Source organism: Streptomyces sp. SudanB5_2050, assembly GCF_964272335.1.
Taxonomy (GTDB): domain Bacteria; phylum Actinomycetota; class Actinomycetes; order Streptomycetales; family Streptomycetaceae; genus Streptomyces; species Streptomyces rochei.
The window spans coordinates 6,618,333-6,639,990 of the sequence record NZ_OZ186760.1 but is presented as its reverse complement, the minus strand read 5'-3'; the positions used below and the strand labels follow the sequence as shown (position 1 = coordinate 6,639,990).

19 protein-coding genes and 1 pseudogene are annotated in these 21,658 nt (G+C 72.4%); 9 read left to right on the top strand and 11 right to left on the bottom strand.

Going from position 1 to position 21,658, the window contains the following annotated elements; genetic code table 11:
* Nucleotides 1-151 precede the first annotated feature (151 nt).
* The gene (locus tag ACFZP7_RS29265) at nt 152-1,645 is read left to right on the top strand and encodes a M1 family metallopeptidase (RefSeq protein ID WP_385636822.1); all 1,494 of its coding nucleotides are present in this window, start codon (nt 152-154) and stop codon (nt 1,643-1,645) included.
* Between the two features lie 16 nt (nt 1,646-1,661).
* Here ACFZP7_RS29265 and ACFZP7_RS29260 read toward each other — a convergent pair whose 3' ends face one another.
* Both ACFZP7_RS29260 and ACFZP7_RS29255 read right to left on the bottom strand, forming a co-directional pair.
* Complete coding sequence (locus tag ACFZP7_RS29260; protein WP_019330355.1) at nt 1,662-2,147, bottom strand: macro domain-containing protein; 486 nt, start codon at nt 2,145-2,147, stop codon at nt 1,662-1,664.
* Between the two features lie 41 nt (nt 2,148-2,188).
* Nucleotides 2,189-3,655, bottom strand: coding sequence for an amino acid permease (locus ACFZP7_RS29255; RefSeq protein ID WP_030974439.1), 1,467 nt, complete (start codon nt 3,653-3,655; stop codon nt 2,189-2,191).
* A 231-nt stretch (nt 3,656-3,886) separates the two neighbouring features.
* On the opposite strand from ACFZP7_RS29255, the gene ACFZP7_RS29250 reads away from it, so the two are divergent.
* The gene (locus ACFZP7_RS29250) at nt 3,887-4,627 is read left to right on the top strand and encodes a MerR family transcriptional regulator (protein WP_355163345.1); all 741 of its coding nucleotides are present in this window, start codon (nt 3,887-3,889) and stop codon (nt 4,625-4,627) included.
* A gap of 9 nt (nt 4,628-4,636) precedes the next feature.
* Here the strand turns inward: ACFZP7_RS29250 and ACFZP7_RS29245 are convergent, their stop codons facing one another.
* From ACFZP7_RS29245 to ACFZP7_RS29235, 3 genes are read right to left on the bottom strand one after another with little or no spacing between them, the layout of a single operon-like run.
* Entirely contained in the window at nt 4,637-6,817 is a 2,181-nt protein-coding gene (locus tag ACFZP7_RS29245) for a 3-hydroxyacyl-CoA dehydrogenase NAD-binding domain-containing protein (RefSeq protein ID WP_385636820.1), read from the bottom strand.
* A gap of 36 nt (nt 6,818-6,853) precedes the next feature.
* Nucleotides 6,854-8,068 carry an acetyl-CoA C-acetyltransferase gene (locus ACFZP7_RS29240; RefSeq protein WP_030974445.1) on the bottom strand — a complete coding sequence of 405 codons (1,215 nt, stop codon included), beginning with the start codon at nt 8,066-8,068 and terminating at the stop codon, nt 6,854-6,856.
* Between the two features lie 11 nt (nt 8,069-8,079).
* Nucleotides 8,080-9,237 (bottom strand): CaiB/BaiF CoA-transferase family protein, encoded by a 1,158-nt coding sequence (locus tag ACFZP7_RS29235; RefSeq protein ID WP_029394476.1) that lies wholly within the window; start codon nt 9,235-9,237, stop codon nt 8,080-8,082.
* 206 nt (nt 9,238-9,443) lie between these two features.
* Between ACFZP7_RS29235 and ACFZP7_RS29230 the strand changes: the two genes are divergently transcribed.
* The gene (locus tag ACFZP7_RS29230; protein ID WP_385636819.1) at nt 9,444-10,622 is read left to right on the top strand and encodes a saccharopine dehydrogenase family protein; all 1,179 of its coding nucleotides are present in this window, start codon (nt 9,444-9,446) and stop codon (nt 10,620-10,622) included.
* A 34-nt stretch (nt 10,623-10,656) separates the two neighbouring features.
* Here the strand turns inward: ACFZP7_RS29230 and mmpA are convergent, their stop codons facing one another.
* Entirely contained in the window at nt 10,657-10,806 is a 150-nt protein-coding gene (mmpA, locus tag ACFZP7_RS29225; protein WP_175438131.1) for a morphogenic membrane protein MmpA, read from the bottom strand.
* 193 nt (nt 10,807-10,999) lie between these two features.
* On the opposite strand from mmpA, the gene ACFZP7_RS29220 reads away from it, so the two are divergent.
* The gene (locus ACFZP7_RS29220; protein WP_030974452.1) at nt 11,000-11,194 is read left to right on the top strand and encodes a hypothetical protein; all 195 of its coding nucleotides are present in this window, start codon (nt 11,000-11,002) and stop codon (nt 11,192-11,194) included.
* Here ACFZP7_RS29220 and ACFZP7_RS29215 read toward each other — a convergent pair.
* The 3 genes and pseudogenes from ACFZP7_RS29215 to ACFZP7_RS29205 all read right to left on the bottom strand — a co-directional run bounded on the left by ACFZP7_RS29215 (nt 11,182) and on the right by ACFZP7_RS29205 (nt 13,508).
* A complete protein-coding gene (locus tag ACFZP7_RS29215; protein ID WP_385636815.1) occupies nt 11,182-11,886 on the bottom strand; it encodes an endonuclease V in 705 nt (234 codons plus the stop codon). The two genes, ACFZP7_RS29220 and ACFZP7_RS29215, sit on opposite strands and share 13 nt — an antisense overlap.
* Before the next feature lie 185 nt (nt 11,887-12,071).
* A complete protein-coding gene (locus ACFZP7_RS29210; protein ID WP_030974457.1) occupies nt 12,072-12,401 on the bottom strand; it encodes a hypothetical protein in 330 nt (109 codons plus the stop codon).
* Nucleotides 12,402-12,471: 70 nt separating this feature from the next.
* Nucleotides 12,472-13,508 (bottom strand): annotated as a pseudogene (locus tag ACFZP7_RS29205) (WD40/YVTN/BNR-like repeat-containing protein).
* Nucleotides 13,509-13,856: 348 nt separating this feature from the next.
* On the opposite strand from ACFZP7_RS29205, the gene ACFZP7_RS29200 reads away from it, so the two are divergent.
* Complete coding sequence (locus ACFZP7_RS29200) at nt 13,857-14,273, top strand: SsgA family sporulation/cell division regulator (RefSeq protein ID WP_385636814.1); 417 nt, start codon at nt 13,857-13,859, stop codon at nt 14,271-14,273.
* A gap of 61 nt (nt 14,274-14,334) precedes the next feature.
* Here ACFZP7_RS29200 and ACFZP7_RS29195 read toward each other — a convergent pair whose 3' ends face one another.
* Complete coding sequence (locus tag ACFZP7_RS29195; RefSeq protein ID WP_385636812.1) at nt 14,335-15,003, bottom strand: GPP34 family phosphoprotein; 669 nt, start codon at nt 15,001-15,003, stop codon at nt 14,335-14,337.
* A 339-nt stretch (nt 15,004-15,342) separates the two neighbouring features.
* On the opposite strand from ACFZP7_RS29195, the gene ACFZP7_RS29190 reads away from it, so the two are divergent.
* From ACFZP7_RS29190 to ACFZP7_RS29175, 4 genes are all read left to right on the top strand, one after another.
* Nucleotides 15,343-16,965, top strand: a complete 1,623-nt coding sequence (locus tag ACFZP7_RS29190; RefSeq protein ID WP_385636810.1) for an ABC-F family ATP-binding cassette domain-containing protein — start codon at nt 15,343-15,345, stop codon at nt 16,963-16,965.
* 10 nt (nt 16,966-16,975) lie between these two features.
* Entirely contained in the window at nt 16,976-19,234 is a 2,259-nt protein-coding gene (locus tag ACFZP7_RS29185; RefSeq protein WP_385636807.1) for an ATP-binding cassette domain-containing protein, read from the top strand.
* A gap of 104 nt (nt 19,235-19,338) precedes the next feature.
* A complete protein-coding gene (gene ddaH / locus ACFZP7_RS29180) occupies nt 19,339-20,115 on the top strand; it encodes a dimethylargininase (protein WP_019330339.1) in 777 nt (258 codons plus the stop codon).
* 210 nt (nt 20,116-20,325) lie between these two features.
* Nucleotides 20,326-21,300: an acyl-ACP desaturase gene (locus ACFZP7_RS29175; protein WP_019330338.1), complete on the top strand. Its 975-nt coding sequence runs from the start codon at nt 20,326-20,328 to the stop codon at nt 21,298-21,300.
* A gap of 10 nt (nt 21,301-21,310) precedes the next feature.
* Here ACFZP7_RS29175 and ACFZP7_RS29170 read toward each other — a convergent pair whose 3' ends face one another.
* On the bottom strand, nt 21,311-21,550 hold the full coding sequence (locus tag ACFZP7_RS29170; protein WP_019330337.1) for a WhiB family transcriptional regulator: 240 nt from the start codon (nt 21,548-21,550) through the stop codon (nt 21,311-21,313).
* Between the last annotated feature and the right edge of the window lie 108 nt (nt 21,551-21,658).

Sequence of the window (21,658 nt, the reverse complement as noted above, 5' to 3'; positions counted from 1 at the left end):
CATCGGTCAACTGCCGTACAGAAGAGGGCAACCGGTGGCTCATGACGGCCGCATGGCGATCGTGTGACAGCGGTGGCCGTGGACACCCCCGCACCCACAGGGGCTGAATAGGCTGCGAACAGACCCACCGGTCCTACGACTTGGAGCTTTCGTGCACCGCAGAATCATCGTGCCGGGCGCACTGGGCGCCGCTTCCGTCCTGCTGGCGATCCCGGCTTCGGCGGCGGCCCCCTCCCCCGGCGCTCCGGGCATCGGCGACCCCTACTACCCGGCCTACGGCAACGGCGGATACGACGTCTCCCATTACGACCTGCGTCTGACGTACCGGCCGGACAGCGACCGACTGGAGGGCACGGCGACGATCCTCGCCCGCACCACCGAGGACCTGTCCCGGTTCAACCTGGACTTCCTGCTGGACGTCGGCGAGGTACGGGTGAACGGCGCGAAGGCGTCGTTCACCACCTCCGGCGAGCACGAGCTGGAGATCACCCCGCAGCGGCCGCTGGCCAAGGGCACACCGGTCACCGTCGTCGTCCGCTACAGCGGAGTGCCCTCGTCGAAGGAGGCGTACGGCTTCACCGGCTGGCACCGCACCCCGGACGGGGGCGTCGCCGCGAACGAGCCCGAGGCCGCCTGGTGGTGGTTCCCGAGCAACGATCACCCGCTGGACAAGGCCACCTTCGACGTGTCGGTGCAGGTGCCGGACGGCACCCAGGCCATCTCCAACGGCACCCTGCGGTCGAAGAGCTCACGGCTCGGCTGGACCCGCTGGAACTGGCGGTCCGACAAGCCGCAGGCCACCTATCTGGCCACGCTGGCGGTCGGCCGGTTCGACCTCACCACCGGCACCACCGAGAGCGGCATCCCGGTCGTCAACGCCTACAGCGTGGACCTGGGCGCGAACGACGGCGCGGCGCGGGCCAGCGTGGAGCGGACCGGGGAGGTCGCCGACTGGCTGAGCGGATACTTCGGGCCCTACCCGTACAACGCGCTCGGCGGGTACGTGCCGAACACGGACACCGGGTACGCGCTGGAGACGCAGACCCGGCCGTTCTACAGCCCGCGGCAGTTCGCCAACGGTTCCAACGTGTCCGTCGTCGTGCACGAGCTGGCCCACCAGTGGTACGGGGACCTGGTCTCGGTGCGCGGCTGGAAGGACATCTGGATCAACGAGGGCTTCGCCCGGTACGCCCAGTGGCTGTGGTCCGAGCACGAGGGCGAGGGAACGGCGCGGGAACTGGCCGACTACACCTACGCCTCGCACCCGGCCGACGATCCGTTCTGGACGGTGAGGCCCGGTGACCCCGGTCCGGAGAACCAGTTCGACATCGCGGTCTACGACCGGGGCGCGCTGGCCGTGCACGCGTTGCGCGAGGCGGTCGGGGACGAGGACTTCTTCGCGATCCTGAAGGGCTGGCCCGCGAAGTACGCCCACGGCAACGCCTCGGTCGCCGACTTCCGCCGGTACGCCGAGGAGGTGTCGGGCGAGCCGCTGGCCGCGCTGTTCGACACCTGGCTGTTCCAGCCGTCGAAGCCGGAGGCTCCGGCGGCGCGCGCGGCGTCCCTCGCGAAGGCGGCGGACACGCCCGCGCAGCCCCGGTCGTGGCGGAAGATCGCCGCGACGAACGACGTGCACGCGCACTGACCGGCGGCGCCCGGACTCAGGCGGAGTCCCCGTGGTCGTAGACGGTGACGGGGATGCCGCGTCGTACGAGGCGCTCGTCGATCAGCGGCTCGATCCGGGACCACTTGCCGCCGGCCAGGCCGCAGCCTATGCGGGGCATGTGCACGGACGCGCCGAGTTCGGCCGCCTTGTCGGCCAGGCGGCCGAGCGCGGTGTCGATCGCCTCGTAGCGGACCGGGGCGCCCTTGCTGCCCGTCCGCATACCGCGCTGGCCGATCATGTTGGCCACCCAGACGTACGGCTCGACCTGGACGAACTGGGCCGCGCCGAGCCCGAAGTCGTTGGCGGCGCGGTCGCGGTGCCAGGCGCGGTAGGCGGCCTCCGGCTCCGGCCAGCGGCGGGACACGGCCAGGACGAAGCCCTTGCCCCAGCCACCCAGGTCGTTGCAGACGTGGGCGATCACCTTGACGCCCTTGACCGACGGAACGGTGGCGTCACCCCGGACATACCTGATCTCCGACATGCCACCACCGTAAGGGCGACCACCGACAGTGGCCCGGGACGCTACTCGCGCAGCGCCGACACGTCCCGCTCGGCGTTGTGCGCCACCCGTCGGCGGACGCCGAACCAGCCGGCGACCAGCATCACCGCGATCACCGGGACGAGGTAGAGGGTCTTGCGCCCCACCTCCGGGTCGTTCCACATCAGGACGAGCACGGAGAGCAGGAAGGCGATCGTGGCGATCTCCGTGACCGGGCTCCCCGGCAGGCGGAAGTGCGGTCGGGTGACCAGGCCCGCGCGCGCCCGGCGCACGAAGACCAGGTGGCAGATCATGATGATCACCCAGGTGCTGATGATGCCCAGGGAGGCGACGTTCAGCACGATCTCGAACGCCTTGCTCGGCACCAGGAAGTTGAGCCCGACACCGAGGACGCAGACCGCGCAGGTCAGCAGGATGCCGCCGTACGGGACCTGGGTGCGGCTCATCACGCCGGTGAACTTCGGCGCGGAGCCGGCCACCGCCATGGAGCGCAGGATGCGGCCGGTGGAGTACAGGCCGGAGTTCAGGGACGACATGGCGGCGGTGAGGACCACGAGGTTCATCACGTCGCCGGCCGCCGGGACACCGATCTTGGACAGGACGGTGACGAAGGGGCTCTCGTCGCCGGAGTAGAGCGAGCTGGGCAGCAGCAGGGCCAGCAGCAGGACGGAGCCGACGTAGAAGAGGGCGACCCGCCACATGATCGAGTTCACCGCGCGCGGGACGACCTTCTCCGGCTCGGCGGTCTCGCCGGCCGCGACACCGACCAGCTCCAGGGCCGCGTAGGCGAAGATCACGCCCTGCATGACGAGGACGACGGGCATCACGCCGTGCGGAAGGATGCCGCCGTGGTCGGTGATCATGCCGATGCCCGGCGTGTGACCGCCGACGTCGTGCTGGGTGACCAGCAGGAAGATACCGATCAGCATGAAGCCGACGAGGGTCGCGACCTTGACGATCGCGAACCAGAACTCCATCTCGCCGAAGATCTTCACCGAGATGAGGTTCACGGCCAGGACCACCGCCAGGGCGATCAGCGCGAGCACCCATTGGGGGATGCTCGTGAACATGCTCCAGTAGTGCGTGTACAGCGCGATCGCCGTGATGTCGGCGATGCCGGTGGTCGACCAGTTCAGGAAGTACATCCAGCCGGCGACGTAGGCGCCCTTCTCGCCGAGGAACTCGCGCGCGTACGACACGAAGGAGCCGGAGGAGGGCCGGTAGAGCACCAGCTCGCCCAGTGCCCTGACCACGAAGAAGGCGAAGACGCCGCAGACCAGGTAGGCGATCGCGAGCGCCGGTCCGGCGTCGCGCAGACGCCCGCCGGCGCCGAGGAAGAGGCCGGTGCCGATCGCGCCGCCGATGGCGATCATGTTGACGTGGCGGGCCTTGAGGTCCTTGCTGTAGCCGGCGTCGCCCGCGTCCGGGGGCTGCGCGGCCGCCTGGGGATGGGCGGCGGCCTGTGCCGTGTCGACGGCTTCCTTGCTCACGGGTGGTTCCACTCTCTGGTGCGCCCGGGCGGGATGGGCCCGGGTCGTCCGTACAGTGACAAGGCCCGCACCACCCTCGCGGCACAGACCAAGGCAGCACCTTCCCACGACGCTCCGTAGACATGCGGTGGCCCATGTCACAGAGCGTGACTTCTCACATGATCCGCCTAGGGTCTCCACCTGGTGCACAAGAGGTGTCACAGCACTGGTGAGACAGCGATACTGCTGCACATGACGACGAGCGACACCGAGGCGGCGGGCGCCGGGGGACACGGGGGGCACGAGGGGCACACCCTCACCATCGACGAGCTGGCCGCGCGGGCCGGCGTCACGGTGCGCACGGTCCGCTTCTACGGCACCAAGGGGCTGCTGCCGCCCCCGGTCATCGGCCCCCGCCGGGTGGGACGCTACGGCGGCGAGCACCTGGCTCGGCTGGCGCTGATCGAGGAGTTGCAGCACCAGGGCATGACGCTGGCCGCGATCGAGCGGTACCTGAGCCGGCTGCCGTCCGATCTGAGCGCCCACGACCTGGAGCTGCACCGCGCGGTGGTGGCCTCCTGGGCGCCGGAGACGGTGGAACGGGTGGGCCGCGAGGAGCTGGGCCGGCGGGCGGGCCGGCCGCTGACCGACGAGGAGGTGGACCGGCTCGCGGCCATGGACGTGGTGGTGCCCGACGGCGACGGCTACCGCGTCGACGCCGGGCTGCTCCGGCTCGGCGTCGAACTGCTCGACGTGCCCTTCTCCCCCGAGACGGTGCTCGCCGCCCGCACGGCCCTCCTCGAGCACTCCCGCGCCGCCGCGCGGGACCTGTCGCGGCTGCTGCGCGACGCGGTCGCCGAACGCGACGCGCGGGACGTGCGGTCGCTCTCCGCCCATATGCACCCCCTGGTGGTGCAGGCGCTGCTGACCACGTTCCAGCGGTCGCTGCGCCAGGAGCTGCGGGAGTGGCTCGACAAGGAGAGCGGTGAGTGATCGGGCGGCTCAGCGGCCGTCGGTGAAGACCTCCCCCTTCTCCGCCTTCTCCACCAGCAGCGCGGGCGGGTCGAAGCGCTCGCCGTAGCGGTCGGCCAGCTCGCGGGCGCGGGCGACGAAGCCGGGCAGTCCGCCCTCGTAGCCGTTGATGTACTGCAGGACACCGCCGGTCCAGCCCGGGAAGCCGATGCCGAAGACGGAGCCGATGTTGGCGTCGGCGACGGAGGTCAGCACGCCCTCCTCCAGGAGCCGCACCGTGTCCAGCGCCTCCGAGAAGAGCATGCGTTCCTGCATGTCCTCGAAGGGGATCTCGTGGCCCGGCCGGGTGAAGTGCTCGCGCAGCCCCGGCCACAGGGCGCCCCGCTTGCCGTCCTCGCCGTACTCGTAGAAGCCGGCGCCGCCGCTGCGGCCGGGGCGCTGGAACTCGTCGACCATGCGGTCGATGACGGCCTCGGCGGGGTGCGCGGTCCAGGTGCCGCCGGCCTCCTCCACGGCCCGCTTGGTCTCCTGGCGGATCCTGCGGGGCAGGGTGAGGGTCAGTTCGTCCATCAGGGACAGGACCTTGGCCGGGTAGCCGGCCTGGGCCGCGGCCTGCTCGACGGAGGCGGGCTCGATGCCCTCGCCGACCATCGCGACGCCCTCGTTGATGAAGTGGCCGATGACCCGGGAGGTGAAGAAGCCCCGCGAGTCGTTGACCACGATCGGCGTCTTGTTGATCTGGCGGACGAGGTCGAAGGCACGGGCCAGCGCCTCGTCACCGGTCCGCTCCCCCTTGATGATCTCCACCAGCGGCATCTTGTCGACCGGCGAGAAGAAGTGCAGGCCGATGAAGTCGCCCTGCCGCTCGACGCCCTCGGCCAGCGCGGTGATGGGAAGCGTGGAGGTGTTGGAGCACAGCAGCGCGTCCGGGGCGACGACGTGCTCGATCTCCTGGAACACCTTGTGCTTGAGGGAGGTGTCCTCGAAGACCGCCTCGATGACCGCGTCACAGCCCGCGAGGTCGGCCGCCTCGGCGGTCGGCGTGATCCGGGCCAGCAGCGCGTCGGCCTTCTCCTGGGTCGTACGGCCCTTGGCGACGGCCTTGGCGCACAGCTTCTCGGAGTAGCCCTTGCCCTTGAGGGCCGCCTCCAGGGAGACGTCCTTGAGGACGACGTCGATGCCCGCGCGGGCGCACGAGTAGGCGATGCCGGCCCCCATCATCCCGGCGCCGAGGACGGCGACCCTGCGGACCGTGCGCGGCTCGACGCCCTTGGGACGGTTGGCGCCGGAGTTGACGGCCTGGAGGTCGAAGAAGAACGCCTGGATCATGTTCTTCGCGGTCTGTCCGGCGGCCAGCTCGACGAAGTAGCGGGCCTCGATGACCTGGGCGGTCTCGAAGTCGACCTGGGAGCCCTCGACGGCGGCGGCCATGATGTTGCGCGGCGCGGGGTAGGGGGCGCCGTTGGTCTGCTTGCGCAGGTTGGCCGGGAAGGCGGGCAGGTTGGCCGCGAACTTGGGGTGCGACGGGGTGCCGCCGGGGATGCGGTAGCCGGGCCTGTCCCAGGGCTGGGCGGACTCCGGGTGGGCGTCGATGAAGGCGCGGGCCTTGGCGAGCATGTCCTCGCGGCTGTCGGCGACCTCGTCGACCAGGCCGTTCTCCAGGGCGCGGCGCGGGTTGTACTGGGTGCCCTGGAGGAGCACCTTGAGGAGGGCGTCGGTGATGCCGAGCATCCGGACGGTGCGGACCACGCCGCCGCCTCCGGGGAGCAGGCCGAGGGTGACCTCGGGGCAGCCGATCTTGGAGCCGGGGGCGTCCAGGGCGACGCGGTGGTGGCAGGCGAGGGCGATCTCGTAGCCGCCGCCGAGGGCCGCGCCGTTCATGGCGGCGACGACGGGCTTGCCGAGGGTCTCGATGCGGCGCAGGTTCCGCTTGATCGCCATGCCGCCGTCGAAGAGGTCCTGGGCGGTCTCGGGGGTGACCCGGATCAGGTCGCGCAGGTCGCCGCCGGCGAAGAAGGTCTTCTTGGCGGAGGTGAAAATGACGCCGCGGATCGAATCCTTCTCGGCCTCCAGGCGGTCGGTGATCACCGCCAGCGACTCGCGGAACGCCTGGTTCATGGTGTTGGCGGACTGGTCGGGGTCGTCGAGGACGAGGGTGACGATCCCCGTGTCGTCCTGTTCCCAGCGGATGGTGGTGGACTCGGTGGTCATGTGGATGTGCTCCTGGTGATCCGTCGGGAGTAGGGGTCAGACGCGCTCGACGACGGTGGCGATGCCCATACCGCCACCCACACACAACGTGGCAAGCCCGTACCGCTTGTCCTGGCGCTCCAACTCGTCCACGAGCGTGCCCAGGATCATCGCGCCGGTGGCACCCAGAGGATGGCCCAGCGCGATCGCACCGCCGTTGACATTGACCTTGTCCAACGACAGGCCCATGTCCTTCACGAACCGCAGGACGACCGCGGCGAACGCCTCGTTGATCTCCACCAGATCGATGTCCTCGATGCCCAGCCCCGCCTTCGCCAGCGCCTTGCGGGTCGCCGGAGCCGGCCCCGTCAGCATGATCGTCGGCTCGGAACCGGAGACGGCGGCGGACACGATCCGCGCACGGGGCCGCAGCCCGTAGCGCTCCCCGACCTCCTTGGAACCGATGGCGACCAGCGAGGCGCCGTCCACGATGCCGGAGGAGTTCCCGGCGTGATGGACGTGGTCGATCTTCTCCACCCAGTGGTACTTCTGCAGCGCCACCGCGTCGAAACCGCCCAGCTCGCCGATGTCGGCGAACGACGGCTTCAACGTCGCCAGCGAATCGGCCGTCGTACCCGGCCGCAGGTGTTCGTCGTGGTCCAGCACCGTGAGACCGGCACGGTCCCTCACCGGCACCACCGACCGCTCGAACCGGCCCTCCTTCCACGCGGCCGCCGCCCGCTCCTGCGACAGGGCCGCGTACTCGTCCACGTCGCGTCGCGAGAAGCCCTCGATGGTGGCGATGAGGTCGGCGCCGATGCCCTGCGGGACGAAGTTGGTGGCGAGGTTGGTCATCGGGTCGTTGAACCAGGCGCCGCCGTCCGAGGCCATGGGCACCCGGGACATCGACTCCACACCGCCCGCGAGGACCAGGTCCTCCCAGCCGGAGCGGACCTTGGCGGCGGCCAGGTTGACCGCCTCCAGGCCCGAGGCACAGAAGCGGTTCTCCTGGACTCCGGCCACGGTGTCCGGAAGACCGGCCGCGATGGCGGCGATACGCGCGATGTCCGACCCCTGGTCCCCGACCGGGCCGACCACACCGAGGACGATGTCGTCCACGGCCGCCGGGTCCAGGTCCGGGAAACGGGCGCGGATCTCGTGGATCAGACCGACGACCAGGTCGACGGGCTTCGTGCCGTGCAGGGCGCCGTTCGCCTTGCCGCGTCCGCGCGGGGTGCGGATCGCGTCGTACACGTACGCTTCGGTGGTCACGGGCAGACCTTTCACTGAGGGTTTCGGGACGGGGTCGAGAGCCGGGGCGCGTCCCAGTCGCGGGCCACCGCCTCGGTGTCGGTGCCCGGCAGGGCGGGCCCGGTGCGGACGGCGGTGGGGGTCGCGGAGAAGCGGGGAGCGGGGGCGGGCTGGGTGATGCCGCCGTGCTCGGTGAAGGTGGAGCGGGCGGCGAGGTGCGGGTGGTGGGGAGCCTCGCGCAAGGTCAGGACGGGGGCCACACAGGCGTCGGAGTCGGCGAAGACGGCCGTCCACTCGTCGCGGGTGCGGGACCTGAAACGGGCGGCGACGGCCTCGCGCAGCTCGGTCCAGCGGGTCAGGTCGTCGCGGGCCGGGGCCTGCTCGGGGATGCCCAGGAGTTCCATGAACTCGGCGTAGAACCGGGGCTCCAGGGCGCCGACCGCCATGTACCGGCCGTCGCCGGTCTCGTAGGTGCCGTAGAAGGGGCAACCGCCGTCGAGGAGGTTGGCGCCGCGCCGGTCCTGCCAGGTGCCGGCGGACAGCATGCCGTGGATCATCGCGGTCAGGTGGGCGGTGCCGTCCACGATGGCGGCGTCCACGACCTGCCCGGTGCCGGTCGCCCGGGCGTGGTGCAGGGCGGCGAGGATGCCCACGACCAGATAGAGGGAGCCACCCGCGTAGTCGCCGAGGAGGTTGGCCGGGGCGGCCGGCGGCGCGTCGGGGGCGCCGATCATGCCGAGGGCGCCGGTGAGCGCGATGTATCCGATGTCGTGCCCGGCGCGCCGGGCGAGCGGGCCGTCCTGGCCCCAGCCGGTCATGCGTCCGTAGACGAGGCGCGGGTTGCGGGCGTGGCAGTCGGCGGGGCCGACGCCGAGCCGTTCGGCGACGCCGGGGCGGTAGCCCTCGATCAGCACGTCGGCGCGCTCGGCCAGGTCCAGGACGCGGGCCGGGCCGTCCGCCGCCTTCAGGTCGACGACGACGGACCGCTTGTTGCGGTTGGTGACGTCATGCGCGGGGTCGATCGCGAGGCCGGGTCCGCCGGGGCGGTCCACGCGGACGACGTCGGCGCCCAGGTCGGCCAGGAGCATCGCGGCGAAGGGCCCGGGGCCGATGCCGGCCAGCTCCACCACGCGCACACCGGCGAGCGGGCCCTCGCCCGGTGTCCGCCCCGCGGTCCTCGCCTGCGACATGGAGCCCCCAGCTCTGTGACACAACTGATGTAACACCAGTGATGCTAGAAACGTGTTCCACTGGGCACAAGACCCGGGCGAGCAAGCGCTTAGCCAATTATGGGACAGGCTCCTCTCCGGACTCGCAGTGCTCACGCTAGCCTCGGCCACCGGCGACGGCGCGTACTGCGGGCCCAGAGGTCGCCGATGGGTGACGAAGGGGTGTCATGACCAGGCTGAACAGGGACGACCGGCCGTACGACATCGTGCTCTTCGGGGCGACGGGGTTCGTCGGCGAGCTGACCGCGGAGTACCTGGCCGCCCACGCGCCCGACGGGCTGCGCTGGGCGATCGCCGGCCGCAGCGAGCAGAAGCTGCGGCGGCTGCGGGAGCGGCTGTCCGGCGCCCCGGACGTCGGCGTGCTGCGCGCCGACGTGTCCGACCCGGCCTCGCTGCGCGAACTCGCCGAGCAGGCACGCGTGGTGGCCACGACCGTGGGCCCCTACGTCCGGTACGGCGACGCGCTGGTGGGCGCCTGCGCGGAGAGCGGGGCGGACTACCTGGACCTCACCGGCGAGCCCGAGTTCGTGGACCTGACGTACGTCCGGCACGACGCACGCGCGCGGGAGACCGGCGCGCGGCTGGTGCACGCCTGCGGTTTCGACTCCGTTCCGCACGACCTCGGCGTGTACTTCACGGTGCGGCAGCTGCCGGAGGGGGTGCCGCTGACCGTCGACGGGTTCGTGACCGCCGACGCCGCCTTCTCGGGCGGCACCTTCGCCTCCGCGCTGGGCCAGTTCGCCCGCGCCCGGCAGATGCGGAGCGCCGCCCGCGAACGCCGGCGCCACGAGCCCCGCCCGGTGGGCCGCCGGGCGGTGACGCCGACCGGCGCGCCCCGGTTCGCCGGTGAGGTCGGGGCCTGGGCGCTGCCGCTGCCGACCATCGACGCGCAGATCGTGCGACGCTCCGCGAAGGCCCTGGACCGCTACGGCCCCGACTTCCGCTACCGCCACTACGCCGCCGTCCGGCACCTGCCCGTGGCCGTGGGCGGCGTGGCGGGCGTCGGCGCGCTGGTGGCGGCGGCCCAGGTGCCCGCGGCCCGGCGCTGGCTGTCCGACCGGCTGAAGCCCGGGGACGGGCCGAGCCCCGAGAAGCGTGCGCGGAGCTGGTTCTCGGTCCGTTTCGTCGGCGAGGGCGGTGGCCGGAAGGTGTTCACCGAGGTCTCCGGCGGCGACCCGGGCTACGACGAGACCGCGAAGATGTTCGCCGAGGCGGCGCTGTCCCTCGCCCTCGACGACCTGCCGCCGGTGGCCGGGCAGGTCACGACGGCGGTGGCGATGGGGGACGCGCTGACGGAACGCCTGCGCCGGGCGGGCATCGGCTTCCGGGTGGCGGCCACCCGCTGACCGGCCGACCGCGTCCCGGGCGGGCGCGCGGGCCCTACCCCGACCATCCGACGATCGTGTAGATCATCCCGCCGACCCAGGCCACGCCCGCGCCCACGGCGAGCACCAGCCCGGCGACCACCGCCCGCTCGCTGTGCGGTGCGGGCCGGCGGGTGGACTGCTCGGGTGCGCGATGCGTCGTCATGCCCTTCAGCCTGCGCCCGCGCCGGGGCGGGCACATCCGTACGGATACTCAGCCCGCGGCTGAGCACCGGCGCGCACCGGTGCTCACCCCGGTCCGCACCGCGATTTGATACTTTTCCCCGCCGTCGGACCCCTCCACCTGCGACCGAGCGCGGCCAGGCCCCAAGAAGGATTTCAATGAAACCCTTGAAGGCATGAGATTCCTTCTCGAAGTCACCATGGACGAGGGCGCGCTCGCCGAGGACCCCACGGGCGAGCTGCAGCGGATCCTGCGCTACTGGGGCGGCAATCTGAAGCACTACGAACTGCGGGCCGGCGACGGCGCCGAGATCTACGACTCGGCGTACCGGGAGGTGGGCCGCTGGAGCATCGAGGGTCAGGCCGGGTAGGGGGTGGCCGCCCGCAGGGCCTCGCGGCACAGGGCGTCCGCCCTGCGGGTGGTCTCCGGCAGCCGGTAGGACTGGGCCAGCGCCAGGGTGTGGGCGCAGGCGTTGTCCAGGCTCACGCGGTGACCGACGGAGACGAAGACCGGCTTGACGCCGGCCCGGGTGCGCACGGCCCGCCCGACCTCCTCGGCGCCGTCCAGCAGCGGCGAGGTACTGCCGCGCCGCGCGTCCGGTTCGTCGTGGGTGAAGGTGAACGGGTTCTTGGCGACGCCGATGGTGGGCAGCCCGGTGAGCACCCCGAGGTGGCTGGCGAGGCCGAAGCGGCGCGGGTGGGCCAGGCCGTAGCCGTCGCAGACGACCGTGCCGGGCGGGCAGGGCAGCGCGTCCAGGGCGGCGAGGACGGCCGGGATCTCGCGGAAGGCGAGCAGGCCCGGGACGTAGGGGAAGGAGATCCGTCCGACGGCCGTGGCCTCGGCGACGACGTCGAGGGTCGGGGCGTCGAGCACCACGGCCGCCGCCGCGACGACGTCGCGTGCGTCGTCGTAGGCGACGTCCACGCCGGTCACCCGGCCCGTGCCGGGCGGCGGGCCCTGCTCGCCGAGCACCACACGCGTCCGCAGGTCGTCCTGGACGGCGCGGGCGTGCTCCTCGGTGGCGGGCCAGTCGGCGGGGGTGTGCGCTGCGACGGTCCTCATGGTGCCGGCAAGCCTACGGGAGCCGGCGTGCGCTCGCGATCATGTTCGTACCGGAGCTGTCCCGCACGCCCCGCCGCAAGCCGTGGGCGCCGTGCCGGCGGACACCGTGGCGTGGCCCAGCGAGCCGTACGCGCGGCGGGCCGGCGCCGCGTCCGTAGCGGGGGGCCGGGGCCTGGCGGTACGGCTCACTTGCCGAGCGCGCGCTGCAGCTCGCCCTTGTTCATGTGCGAACGGCCGCTGATGTCCCGGCGCTTGGCCTCCTGGTAGAGCTGGTCGTAGGTCTGCCCCTGAGGCCCCTGGCGGTTCCCGGACCGCTCGCCGCCGCGCTTGCTCGGCGACTTGTCCCGCGTGGACGTGCGGCTGGCGGTCTTGGACTCACCGGACTGCGCGCGTTCCTTGTTCACCGTCCGGGCCGCGATCTCCTTGGCGCGCTTGGTGCTCGCGCCCCGGTCCTCGGCACTGTCCTTGATGTGCTCGTACTGCCGCTCCCGCTTGGAGCTCGAACCGCGTGGCATCTGCGCTCACTCCTCTCACGTTCGGTGAGCGGGTACCCACGTCACGGACGAACACCCGCCCCGCGCGGCGTCAGCGCTCCAGCCGGGCGACCCTCCCCTGCTCGCCGGCCGCCCAACAGCCCCGGTCGGCGGTGCAGTCCACGGTGTCGTAGGAGCCCGTGTCGACCGTCCGCCAGGTGCGGCCGGCGTCCGTGGTGAGGTCCGTGCCGGTCGGTCCCACCGCGAGGGCGGCGGTGCGGCTGTGCGGGAGCCAGGCCACGCCGGACCGGTAGGCGTCGGGTGAGCGGTCGGCTGAGCGCCAGGTGCGGCCGGCGTCGGCGGTCCGCGCCGCCGCCCTCGGGGATGCCTGGCCGGGGCGGAAGTCGCCGCCGACCGCGAGGCCGTGGGCGCGGTCGCGGAAGGCGAGGGCGAAAACGCCCCGGGCCGGGTCGCCGGCCGGGACCGGGGCGTCGTCGCGGTCCAGGTGAGGCCGCGGTCGGCGGAGTGCAGGACGCGTGCGCGTGCCGCGCCGCCGGTGGCCAGCCAGACGTCCCCGGGTCCGGAGGCGACCAGGCACTGCCCACTGGCCGCGAACCCGGCCTCGCCGTCCTGCGCGGCCGGCATGCCCCGGTCGGGCAGCACCTTCCAGGAGCGTCCGCCGTCGCTGGTCGACAGGATGCGGAACTTCCCCTCCACCGGGTCGCTCATGGCGAGGCCGTGCCGGCGGTCGAAGAAGGTGAGGCAGTCGTAGAAGGCCCGCGGGTCGGTGTTGCGGAAGGACTCGGTCCAGGTCGCCCCGCCGTCGTCGGTGCGGTAGATCCGGGACGCCTCGCCCTCGCCGATGGCGAGCACCACGGCCCGGTGGGCGTCGAACGCCTCCACGTCCCGGAACTGCAGCTCGCCGGCGCCCGGCGGCGAGACGTTCCGCCAGGTGGCGCCGCCGTCGGTGGTGGTGAGGACGGTGCCCCGGGTGCCCGCCACCCAGGCGGTGTTGCGGCTGACGGCGGCGAGGCCCCGGAAGCGGACGTCGGACGCCCCGGCGGCGCCGGTGTCCTTCAGGTCCCAGTGCGGGCGCTGGTGCGCCTGCGCGGGTGCGGCCGTCAGCGCGGCGAGCGCCGCCGCGCACACCGCTCCCGCGACCGCCGTCCGGCCCGGGCGCCCACCGCCGCCCGTGCGGGCGGTGCCGTTCGCCGTGCGGACCGTACGTCGTCTGTTCCCCGAGCGCCTCATGGCGGGCGAAGCTAGCCCACCGCTCCCGTGCCGTCCAGAGGACCGGGAACGGCTCCCGCGCGGAGGCGGCGGTGGCCCAAGTGCCGTGCGTGGCACGCGAGGAGAGTCATGTCACTCCCGTGCATGAACGCGGTGACAGAGGTCACTCGCTCTGCGTGTGCACGGATTGGCTGATTCCGTCGTCTCTTCCAGTGCCCGGCCCCACCACCGTCCCCGCCCGTCCAGCCGTCACGAGGGAGCAAGGCGTTGTCCACCGTCATCGAACAGCCGGTCGAGGCGCGTCTCGTCGCCGCCGCGCCGCGTATGCCGAGCATTCCCGCCACGCTGCACTACGACCGCAGCGACCCGTTCGCCGTCCGCATGACCTTCCCGGCCCCGGCCACCCTCGAAGGCGTCGAGGTGTGCTGGACGTTCTCCCGCGAGCTGCTCATCTCGGGCATGGAGGAGCCGGACGGCCACGGTGACGTGCGGGTGCGCCCGTACGGGTACGACCGCACCGTCCTGGAGTTCCACGCTCCGGAGGGCACCGCCGTGGTCCACGTCCGCTCGGGCGAGCTGCGCCGCTTCCTCCAGGCGACCGGCGAGCTGGTGCCGGTCGGTCTCGAACACCTTCAGCTCGACCTGGACCACGACCTGGCCGAGCTGATGCGCGGCACCTGCTGAAACGCGCCCCGGGGCCGGCGGCGGGGCCGGCGGCGGGGCGTCCCCACCGCCGCCCGACGCCTCAGCCGCCCGACGGCGCCACGGCGTCCGTCGCCTCGGCGCGCAGCGCGCTCCGCACCTCGATGAGGATCCTCCGCGGGCCGGGCGCCGCCGCGGCGCGCGCGGTCAGCTCCGCGATCCGGGCCTCCCGGTCCGCACCCGTCCCGGTGGTGCCGAGGGCCCGGGGTTCGGCGGCGGCCGCCAGTACGGCCACGGCCGCGTCCCGCTCGGAGATCTCGTCGACCGGGACCGCGCCCTCCAGGACGGCACGCGTCCGCTCGCGCAGTGCCCGCGCCGCCGCCGGCCGCTCGAGGACGTACTCCACGGACGGGAAGAGGCCGAGGACCCGCTTCTTCTCGGCGCGCAGTTGGCCCTCGGCCACCAGTTGCTCCCGGACGGCGTCGAAGGTGACCCGGGCGTAGCGCCGCACCCACGTGCGCCACCGGTGCGGCATGGACTCGCGGACGAGGTCCAGCAGCCCGTCCAGGACGGCGTCCCCGGTGCGCGCGTCGGGGTCGGCCGGGACGGCCACGCCGTCGTCGTCGACGAGCAGGCCGCGCCGGGCCAGCTCGGTGAGCGCGCCCGCGCGGACCAGGTGGTGGACCCGGGCGCTGTCGGTCGCGCCGGGCCGCGCGGGGTCCCACGCCAGCAGGCAGAGCCGGGCCGGCGGTGAGAGCGGGCCGTTGGGCACGGGGCCTCCTCGGGGCCGTGGGACCGGGACCGTCCGTAAATCGCGTTGACAGTCCGAGTGGTCCCTCCTACGTTTTACATCGCTTCTGTTGCCGCCGATCGGAGAAGGACATTGCTCGTCTGAGGTCCTGAGACACCGCGTCACACACGTCCACGCAGGTCACGTGTGTACGCCGCGTGCGACCTCGGCGTTCGAGCCGTCCCTTGCGGAACAGGGCCTTCTGGGTGCCCGTGCCCCGCGCCTCCCGGGACCTCCTTCCCTCGCCCGACGGCGGTCGCCGCCCGCGGTGTCTCGATACGCGTTTGCCCCTGACCGCTTCGAGCAACCGCGGAGACCCGTATGTCACTTTCGATCACCTGTACGTCCCTCTCCTTCGCCTGGTCCGACGGCACCCCCGTCTTCGAAGGACTGGACACCTCCTTCGGCCCCGGCCGCACCGGCCTGGTCGGCGTCAACGGGTCGGGGAAGTCGACCCTGTTGAAGCTGATCGCCGGGCGGCTCTCCCCGGCCGACGGCACCGTCCGGGTGGCCGGCGAGGTCGGCTACCTGCCGCAGAACGTCACGCTCGACACCGCGCTCCGGGTCGACGAGGCGCTCGGCATCGCCGGCCGGCGGGCCGCGCTGCACGCCATCGAGGCCGGTGACGTGGCCGAGGAGCACTTCGAGACCGTCGGCGACGACTGGGACGTCGAGGAACGCGCCCTCGCCACGCTCGGCCAACTCGGCCTGGGCCACGTGGGTCTCGACCGCACCGTCGGCGAGGTCTCGGGCGGCGAGTCGGTGCTGCTGCGGCTGGCCGCGCTGCTGCTGCGCCGGCCCGACGTCCTGCTCCTGGACGAGCCGACCAACAACCTCGACCTGTACGCGCGCCGGCGGCTGTACACCGCCGTCGAGTCCTGGCCGGGGGTCCTGGTCGTGGTCAGCCACGACCGGGAGCTGCTGGACCTCGTCGACCAGATCGCCGACCTGCGCTCGGGACGGATCACCTGGTACGGCGGCAACTTCTCGGCGTACGAGGAGGCGCTGGCCGTCGAGCAGGAGGCGGCCGAGCGGATGGTGCGCGTCGCCGAGTCGGACCTGCGCAGACAGAAGCGCGAGCTGACCGAGGCCCAGGTCACGCTGGCCCGGCGCAAACGGTACGGGCAGAAGATGTACGACACCAAGCGCGAGCCGAGGGCGGTGATGAAGCTGCGCAAGCGCTCGGCGCAGGAGTCCGCCGGCAAGTACCGCGTCATGCACGAGGAGAAGCTGGCCGAGGCCAAGGAGCGGCTCGACGACGCGGTGGAGGCCGTGCGGGACGACGACGAGATCCGCGTCGACCTGCCGTACACGGCCGTCCCGCCGGGCCGGACCGTGCTCACCCTGCGGGACCTGGAGCTGCGGTACGGGGCCCGGGTGGGCGGTTTCGACCTGCACGGTCCCGAGCGGATCGCGCTGGTCGGCCGCAACGGCGCGGGCAAGACCACGCTGCTGCGGACGGTCGCCGGTGAGCTGGAGCCGGTCGCGGGCGAGGCGACGGCCCACGTGCCGCTGCGGTTCCTGCCGCAGCGCCTCGACGTCCTCGACGACGGGCTGACCGTCGCCGAGAACGTGGCCCGCTTCGCGCCGGGCGCCACCCGCAACCGGATCCGGGCGCGGCTGGCGCGCTTCCTGTTCCGGGGCGCCCGCGCCGACCAGCAGGCGGCGACGCTCTCCGGCGGCGAACGCTTCCGGGCGGCGCTGGCCGCGCTGATGCTGGCCGAGCCCGCGCCGCAGCTGCTGATGCTGGACGAGCCGACCAACAACCTGGACATGGCGAGCGTCCGGCAGCTCACCACCGCGCTGGAGTCGTACGAGGGGGCGCTGATCGTGGCCAGCCACGACATGCCGTTCCTGGAGTCGATCGGCATCACCCGGTGGCTGCTGCTGGAGGAGGGAGAACTGCGGGAAAACACGTCAGAACCTGTCGGGTATCCCGCCTAACGTCGCTCGCATGAGCGAGTTCATCACCCTCACCGGAGCCAGGGAGAACAACCTCCAGGACGTCACCCTCCGCATCCCGAAGGGCCGGCTGACCGTGTTCACCGGCGTTTCGGGGTCGGGGAAGTCGTCGGTCGTCTTCGACACGATCGCGGTCGAGTCGCAGCGCCAGCTGAACGAGACGTTCACCTGGTTCGTCCGCAACCGGCTGCCCAAGTACGAGCGACCGCACGCGGACGCCCTGGAGGACCTCTCCCCCGCCATCGTCGTCGACCAGCGCCCGGTCGGCGGCCACTCCCGTTCCACCGTCGGCACGATGACCGACATCCACTCGGTGCTGCGGGTGCTGTTCTCCCGGCACGGCACCCCCAGCGCCGGGTCGGCGACCGCGTACTCGTTCAACGACCCGTCGGGGATGTGCCCCGGCTGCGACGGCCTGGGCCGCACGGTGCGCCCCGACTGGGACCGCATCCTCGACCCGGGCAGGTCCCTGGCGGACGGCGCGGTCCGCTTCCCGCCGTTCGCCGCGGGGACCTGGCAGGGGCAGGCGTACACCAACACCGACGAACTGGACCCGGACAAGCCCGTCGGCGACTTCACCGACGACGAGCGGGCCTTCCTGATGCGCGGGCGGCCCGGCAGCAAGGTCACCGTCAACGGCACGGGCGGCACCTGGACGACCGAGTACGAGGGGCTCGCCGACCGCTTCGAGCGGCTGTACCTGAAGCGGGACCTGTCGGCGATGAGCGAGAAGACCCGGAATCTGGTGCGGGAGTTCCTGGTCGAGGGCGAGTGCCCCGACTGCGGCGGCGCCCGGCTCAACGCGGCGGCGCTCGCGACGCGCGTGAACGGGCACTCGATCGCCGACTGCTCCCGCATGCAGGTCACCGACCTCATCGCCGTGCTGAAGGAGATCGACGACCCGGTGGCCCGGCCCGTCGCCGGTGCCGCCGTCACCGCGCTGGAGCGCATCGAGGCGATCGGCCTCGGCTACCTCAGCCTCGACCGGGAGACCGCCACCCTCTCCGGCGGCGAGGGCCAGCGGCTGAAGACCGTGCGGCACCTGGGCTCCAGCCTGACCGGGATGACGTACATCTTCGACGAGCCCAGCGTCGGGCTGCACCCGCGCGACGTCGGGCGCCTCGGCGACCTGCTGCTGCGGCTGCGCGACAAGGGGAACACCGTGCTGGTCGTCGAGCACGACCCGGACGTCATCGCGCTGGCCGACCACGTGGTCGACATGGGCCCGCGGGCGGGCGCCGGGGGCGGCCGGGTGGTCTTCGAGGGGACGCCGGCCGGACTGGCCGCGGCGGACACCCTCACCGGCCGCTGCCTCGGACGCCGTACGACGGTGAAGGCGGAGCCGCGGACGCCGACCGGTGAGCTGTGGGTGAAGGGCGCCGACCGGCACAACCTGCGGGACGTGACGGTCGCCTTCCCGGCCGGGGTGCTGACGGCGGTCACCGGGGTCGCCGGGTCCGGCAAGAGCACCCTGGTCGCGGAACTCGTCGCCGGTCACCCGGAGGCCGTGGTCGTCGACCAGTCGGCGATCGGCGTCTCCGCGCGCTCCACCCCGGCGACCTACCTCGGGATCATGGACACGGTGCGCAGGATCTTCGCGCGGGAGACGGGCGCCGAGGCGGGCCTCTTCAGCTTCAACTCGGCGGGCGCGTGCGGCACCTGCGAGGGACGCGGGATCATCTACACCGACCTGGCCTTCATGGACCCGGTGACGACCGTCTGCGGCGACTGCGAGGGCCGGCGCTTCCGGGAGGAGGTGCTGCGGCTGACCGTCGGCGGCAGTTCCGTCGCCGACGTGCTGGCGATGACCGCCGAGCAGGCCCTGGACTTCTTCACGGACACCGGCGTACGGCGGCGGCTGAGCGCCCTGCGCGACGTCGGCCTCACCTACCTCACCCTCGGACAGCCGCTGTCGACGCTCTCGGGCGGCGAGCGCCAGCGGATCAAGCTGGCGACCCGGCTGCACCGCACCGGTGCCGTGTACGTCCTGGACGAGCCGACCACCGGGCTGCACATGTCGGACGTCCAGGGGCTGCTCGCCCTGCTGGACCGGCTGGTCGACACCGGCAACACGGTCGTGGTCGTCGAGCACAACCTGGACGTGGTGGCACACGCCGACCACGTGATCGACCTCGGCCCGGACGGGGGCCGCGACGGCGGGCGGGTGCTCTTCGAGGGCACCCCGCGCGCGCTGCTCGCCGCCCGCGACTCCAGCACGGCGGAGCACCTCAGGAGGGCCACGGGACACTGACGGGGGTTTCGCCCGCGCGGGCCCGCCCTGCATGATGGCCGACCGGCGCCGCTTTCGGGCGCCGGAGCAGCCAGCACCGATTCGGAGATCCCGGAGACCCCCTCGTGCCCAGCAAGAAGGCCCTCGTCCGCCGTCCGAGCCCCCGCCTCGCCGAGGGGCTGGTCACCCACATCGCCCGCGAGCGGGTCGATCACGGCCTCGCCGTCGAGCAGTGGGAGGCGTACGTCGAGGCGCTGGACGCGCACGGCTGGGAGACGCTGGAGGTGGACCCGGCCGACGACTGTCCGGACTCGGTCTTCGTCGAGGACACGGTCGTCATGTACCGGAACGTCGCCCTGATCACGCGGCCCGGAGCCGAGTCGCGGCGGGCCGAGACCCCGGGCGTCGAGGAGGCGGTCGCGCGGCTGGGCTGCTCGGTCAACTGGATCTGGGAGCCGGGCACCCTGGACGGCGGCGACGTCCTGAAGATCGGCGACACGATCTACGTCGGGCGCGGCGGACGCACCAACGCGGCCGGGGTCCAGCAGCTGCGGGCGGCGTTCGAGCCGCTGGGCGCCCGGGTGGTCGCCGTGCCCGTGAGCAAGGTGCTGCACCTGAAGTCGGCGGTCACCGCGCTGCCGGACGGGACGGTGATCGGGCACATCCCGATGACCGACGTGCCGTCGCTCTTCCCCCGGTTCCTTCCGGTGCCGGAGGAGTCCGGGGCGCACGTGGTGCACCTCGGCGGCGCCAAGCTGCTGATGGCGGCGAGCGCCCCGAAGACCGCCGACCTGCTCGCCGACCTCGGCCACGAGCCGGTGGTCGTGGACATCGGCGAGTTCGAGAAGCTCGAAGGCTGTGTGACCTGCCTCTCGGTCCGGCTGCGGGAACTGTACGTCTGAGGGGCGCTCAGGGCATGCGTCCGGCCCCGGGACCTGCGGTCCCGGGGCTTTCGCGTGTCCGCGGGGACGGTGCTGATCAGCGGCCTTTACGGCGTGTTTAACCTACGCTCTCGTAACCTACGGTTTCGTAGCCTACGATTCCGTAGGTTCGATCCGCCGGCCCGCTCGCCGGTCGCTTTCCGCTCTGTCGCACGTCCCCTGGAGTTATTCGTGACGATCGTCTCCCCGCACCTCGGCAGTTCCGCCGAATGGACCGACGCCCGGCTGCTGTACGCGCTCGAGGAAGTCGTCGAGAAGGAACTGAACCGGCATCTCAAGGTCGCCAAGGACTGGATGCCGCACGAGTACGTGCCGTGGACCGACGGCCGCAACTTCCCGGGCCTCTTCGAGGACGGCGAGGCATGGGAGAAGGACCAGTCGAAGGTCACCGAGATCGGGCGCATCGCCCTCGTGGTGAACCTGCTGACCGAGGACAACCTCCCCAGCTACCACCACGAGATCGCCAGCCTCTTCGGCCGCGACGGCGCCTGGGGCACCTGGGTGCACCGCTGGACCGCCGAGGAGGGCCGGCACGGCATCGTCATGCGCGACTACCTGCTCACCTCCCGGGCCGTCGACCCGGACAAGCTGGAGCAGTTCCGCATGTCCCACATGAGCGAGGGCTTCGAGTCGGACAACCGGCACTCGATGCTGCACTCGGTGGCGTACGTCGCCTTCCAGGAGCTGGCCACCCGCATCTCGCACCGCAACACCGGCCACCAGTCCGGCGACCCGGTCTGCGACCGCATGCTGGCCCGCATCGCGACCGACGAGAACCTGCACATGGTCTTCTACCGGAACCTGCTCAAGGCCGCCTTCGAGCTCGCTCCCGACCTCACCATGCAGGCGGTGCGGGACGTGGTCGTGAACTTCCGGATGCCCGGACACGGCATCCCGGGCTTCGAGCGGGCCGCCGCGCAGATGGCGATCGGCGAGGTCTACAACCTGCGTATCCACCACGACGACGTGATCCAGCCGGTACTGCGCTTCCTGAAGATCATGGAGATCGACGGGCTCGGCCCCGAGGGGCAGAAGGCGCAGGAGGAGCTGGGTCTGTACATGGGCGGACTGGACGCGGAGGCCGCCAAGTTCGACGAGAAGCTGGCGGCCCGCAAGGCCCGGATGGCGGCCCGGGCGGCGGGCTGAGCGCGGCGCGTCAGCCGCGCCGCAGGGCCAGCCGCTCCTTCTCGGACAGCCCACCCCAGACGCCGAAGCGCTCGTCGTTGCTGAGGGCGTACTCCAGGCAGGCCGAGCGGATCGGGCACAGCGCGCAGATCCGCTTGGCGTCCCGCACGGAACTGCCGGGTTCGGGGAAGAAGAAGTCCGCTCCGGTCTGCGCGCACAGCGCCTCCTCCTGCCAGGCGAGGTCGGGCGGCGCGATGGTTTCGGTGTGCATGGCAGCAGCGTGCCGGGCGGTGAAAAACGTTCGATCAACGCGGGATCAACGCCGCGCCGCCGGGCCGCCTAATGGTCCCAGCGGACCGCGCCCGGAGGCACGGCGGCG

What these genes read in the sequence shown, in the direction of transcription:
- ACFZP7_RS29260 (WP_019330355.1), bottom strand. Translation starts at nt 2,147, where the DNA reads ATGTCGGAGATCAGGTATGTCCGGGGTGACGCCACCGTTCCGTCGGTC.
- ACFZP7_RS29250 (WP_355163345.1), top strand. Translation starts at nt 3,887, where the DNA reads ATGACGACGAGCGACACCGAGGCGGCGGGCGCCGGGGGACACGGGGGG.
- ACFZP7_RS29245 (WP_385636820.1), bottom strand. Translation starts at nt 6,817, where the DNA reads ATGACCACCGAGTCCACCACCATCCGCTGGGAACAGGACGACACGGGG.
- ACFZP7_RS29235 (WP_029394476.1), bottom strand. Translation starts at nt 9,237, where the DNA reads ATGTCGCAGGCGAGGACCGCGGGGCGGACACCGGGCGAGGGCCCGCTC.
- ACFZP7_RS29230 (WP_385636819.1), top strand. Translation starts at nt 9,444, where the DNA reads ATGACCAGGCTGAACAGGGACGACCGGCCGTACGACATCGTGCTCTTC.
- mmpA (WP_175438131.1), bottom strand. Translation starts at nt 10,806, where the DNA reads ATGACGACGCATCGCGCACCCGAGCAGTCCACCCGCCGGCCCGCACCG.
- ACFZP7_RS29220 (WP_030974452.1), top strand. Translation starts at nt 11,000, where the DNA reads ATGAGATTCCTTCTCGAAGTCACCATGGACGAGGGCGCGCTCGCCGAG.
- ACFZP7_RS29215 (WP_385636815.1), bottom strand. Translation starts at nt 11,886, where the DNA reads ATGAGGACCGTCGCAGCGCACACCCCCGCCGACTGGCCCGCCACCGAG.
- ACFZP7_RS29210 (WP_030974457.1), bottom strand. Translation starts at nt 12,401, where the DNA reads ATGCCACGCGGTTCGAGCTCCAAGCGGGAGCGGCAGTACGAGCACATC.
- ACFZP7_RS29190 (WP_385636810.1), top strand. Translation starts at nt 15,343, where the DNA reads ATGTCACTTTCGATCACCTGTACGTCCCTCTCCTTCGCCTGGTCCGAC.
- ACFZP7_RS29185 (WP_385636807.1), top strand. Translation starts at nt 16,976, where the DNA reads ATGAGCGAGTTCATCACCCTCACCGGAGCCAGGGAGAACAACCTCCAG.
- ACFZP7_RS29170 (WP_019330337.1), bottom strand. Translation starts at nt 21,550, where the DNA reads ATGCACACCGAAACCATCGCGCCGCCCGACCTCGCCTGGCAGGAGGAG.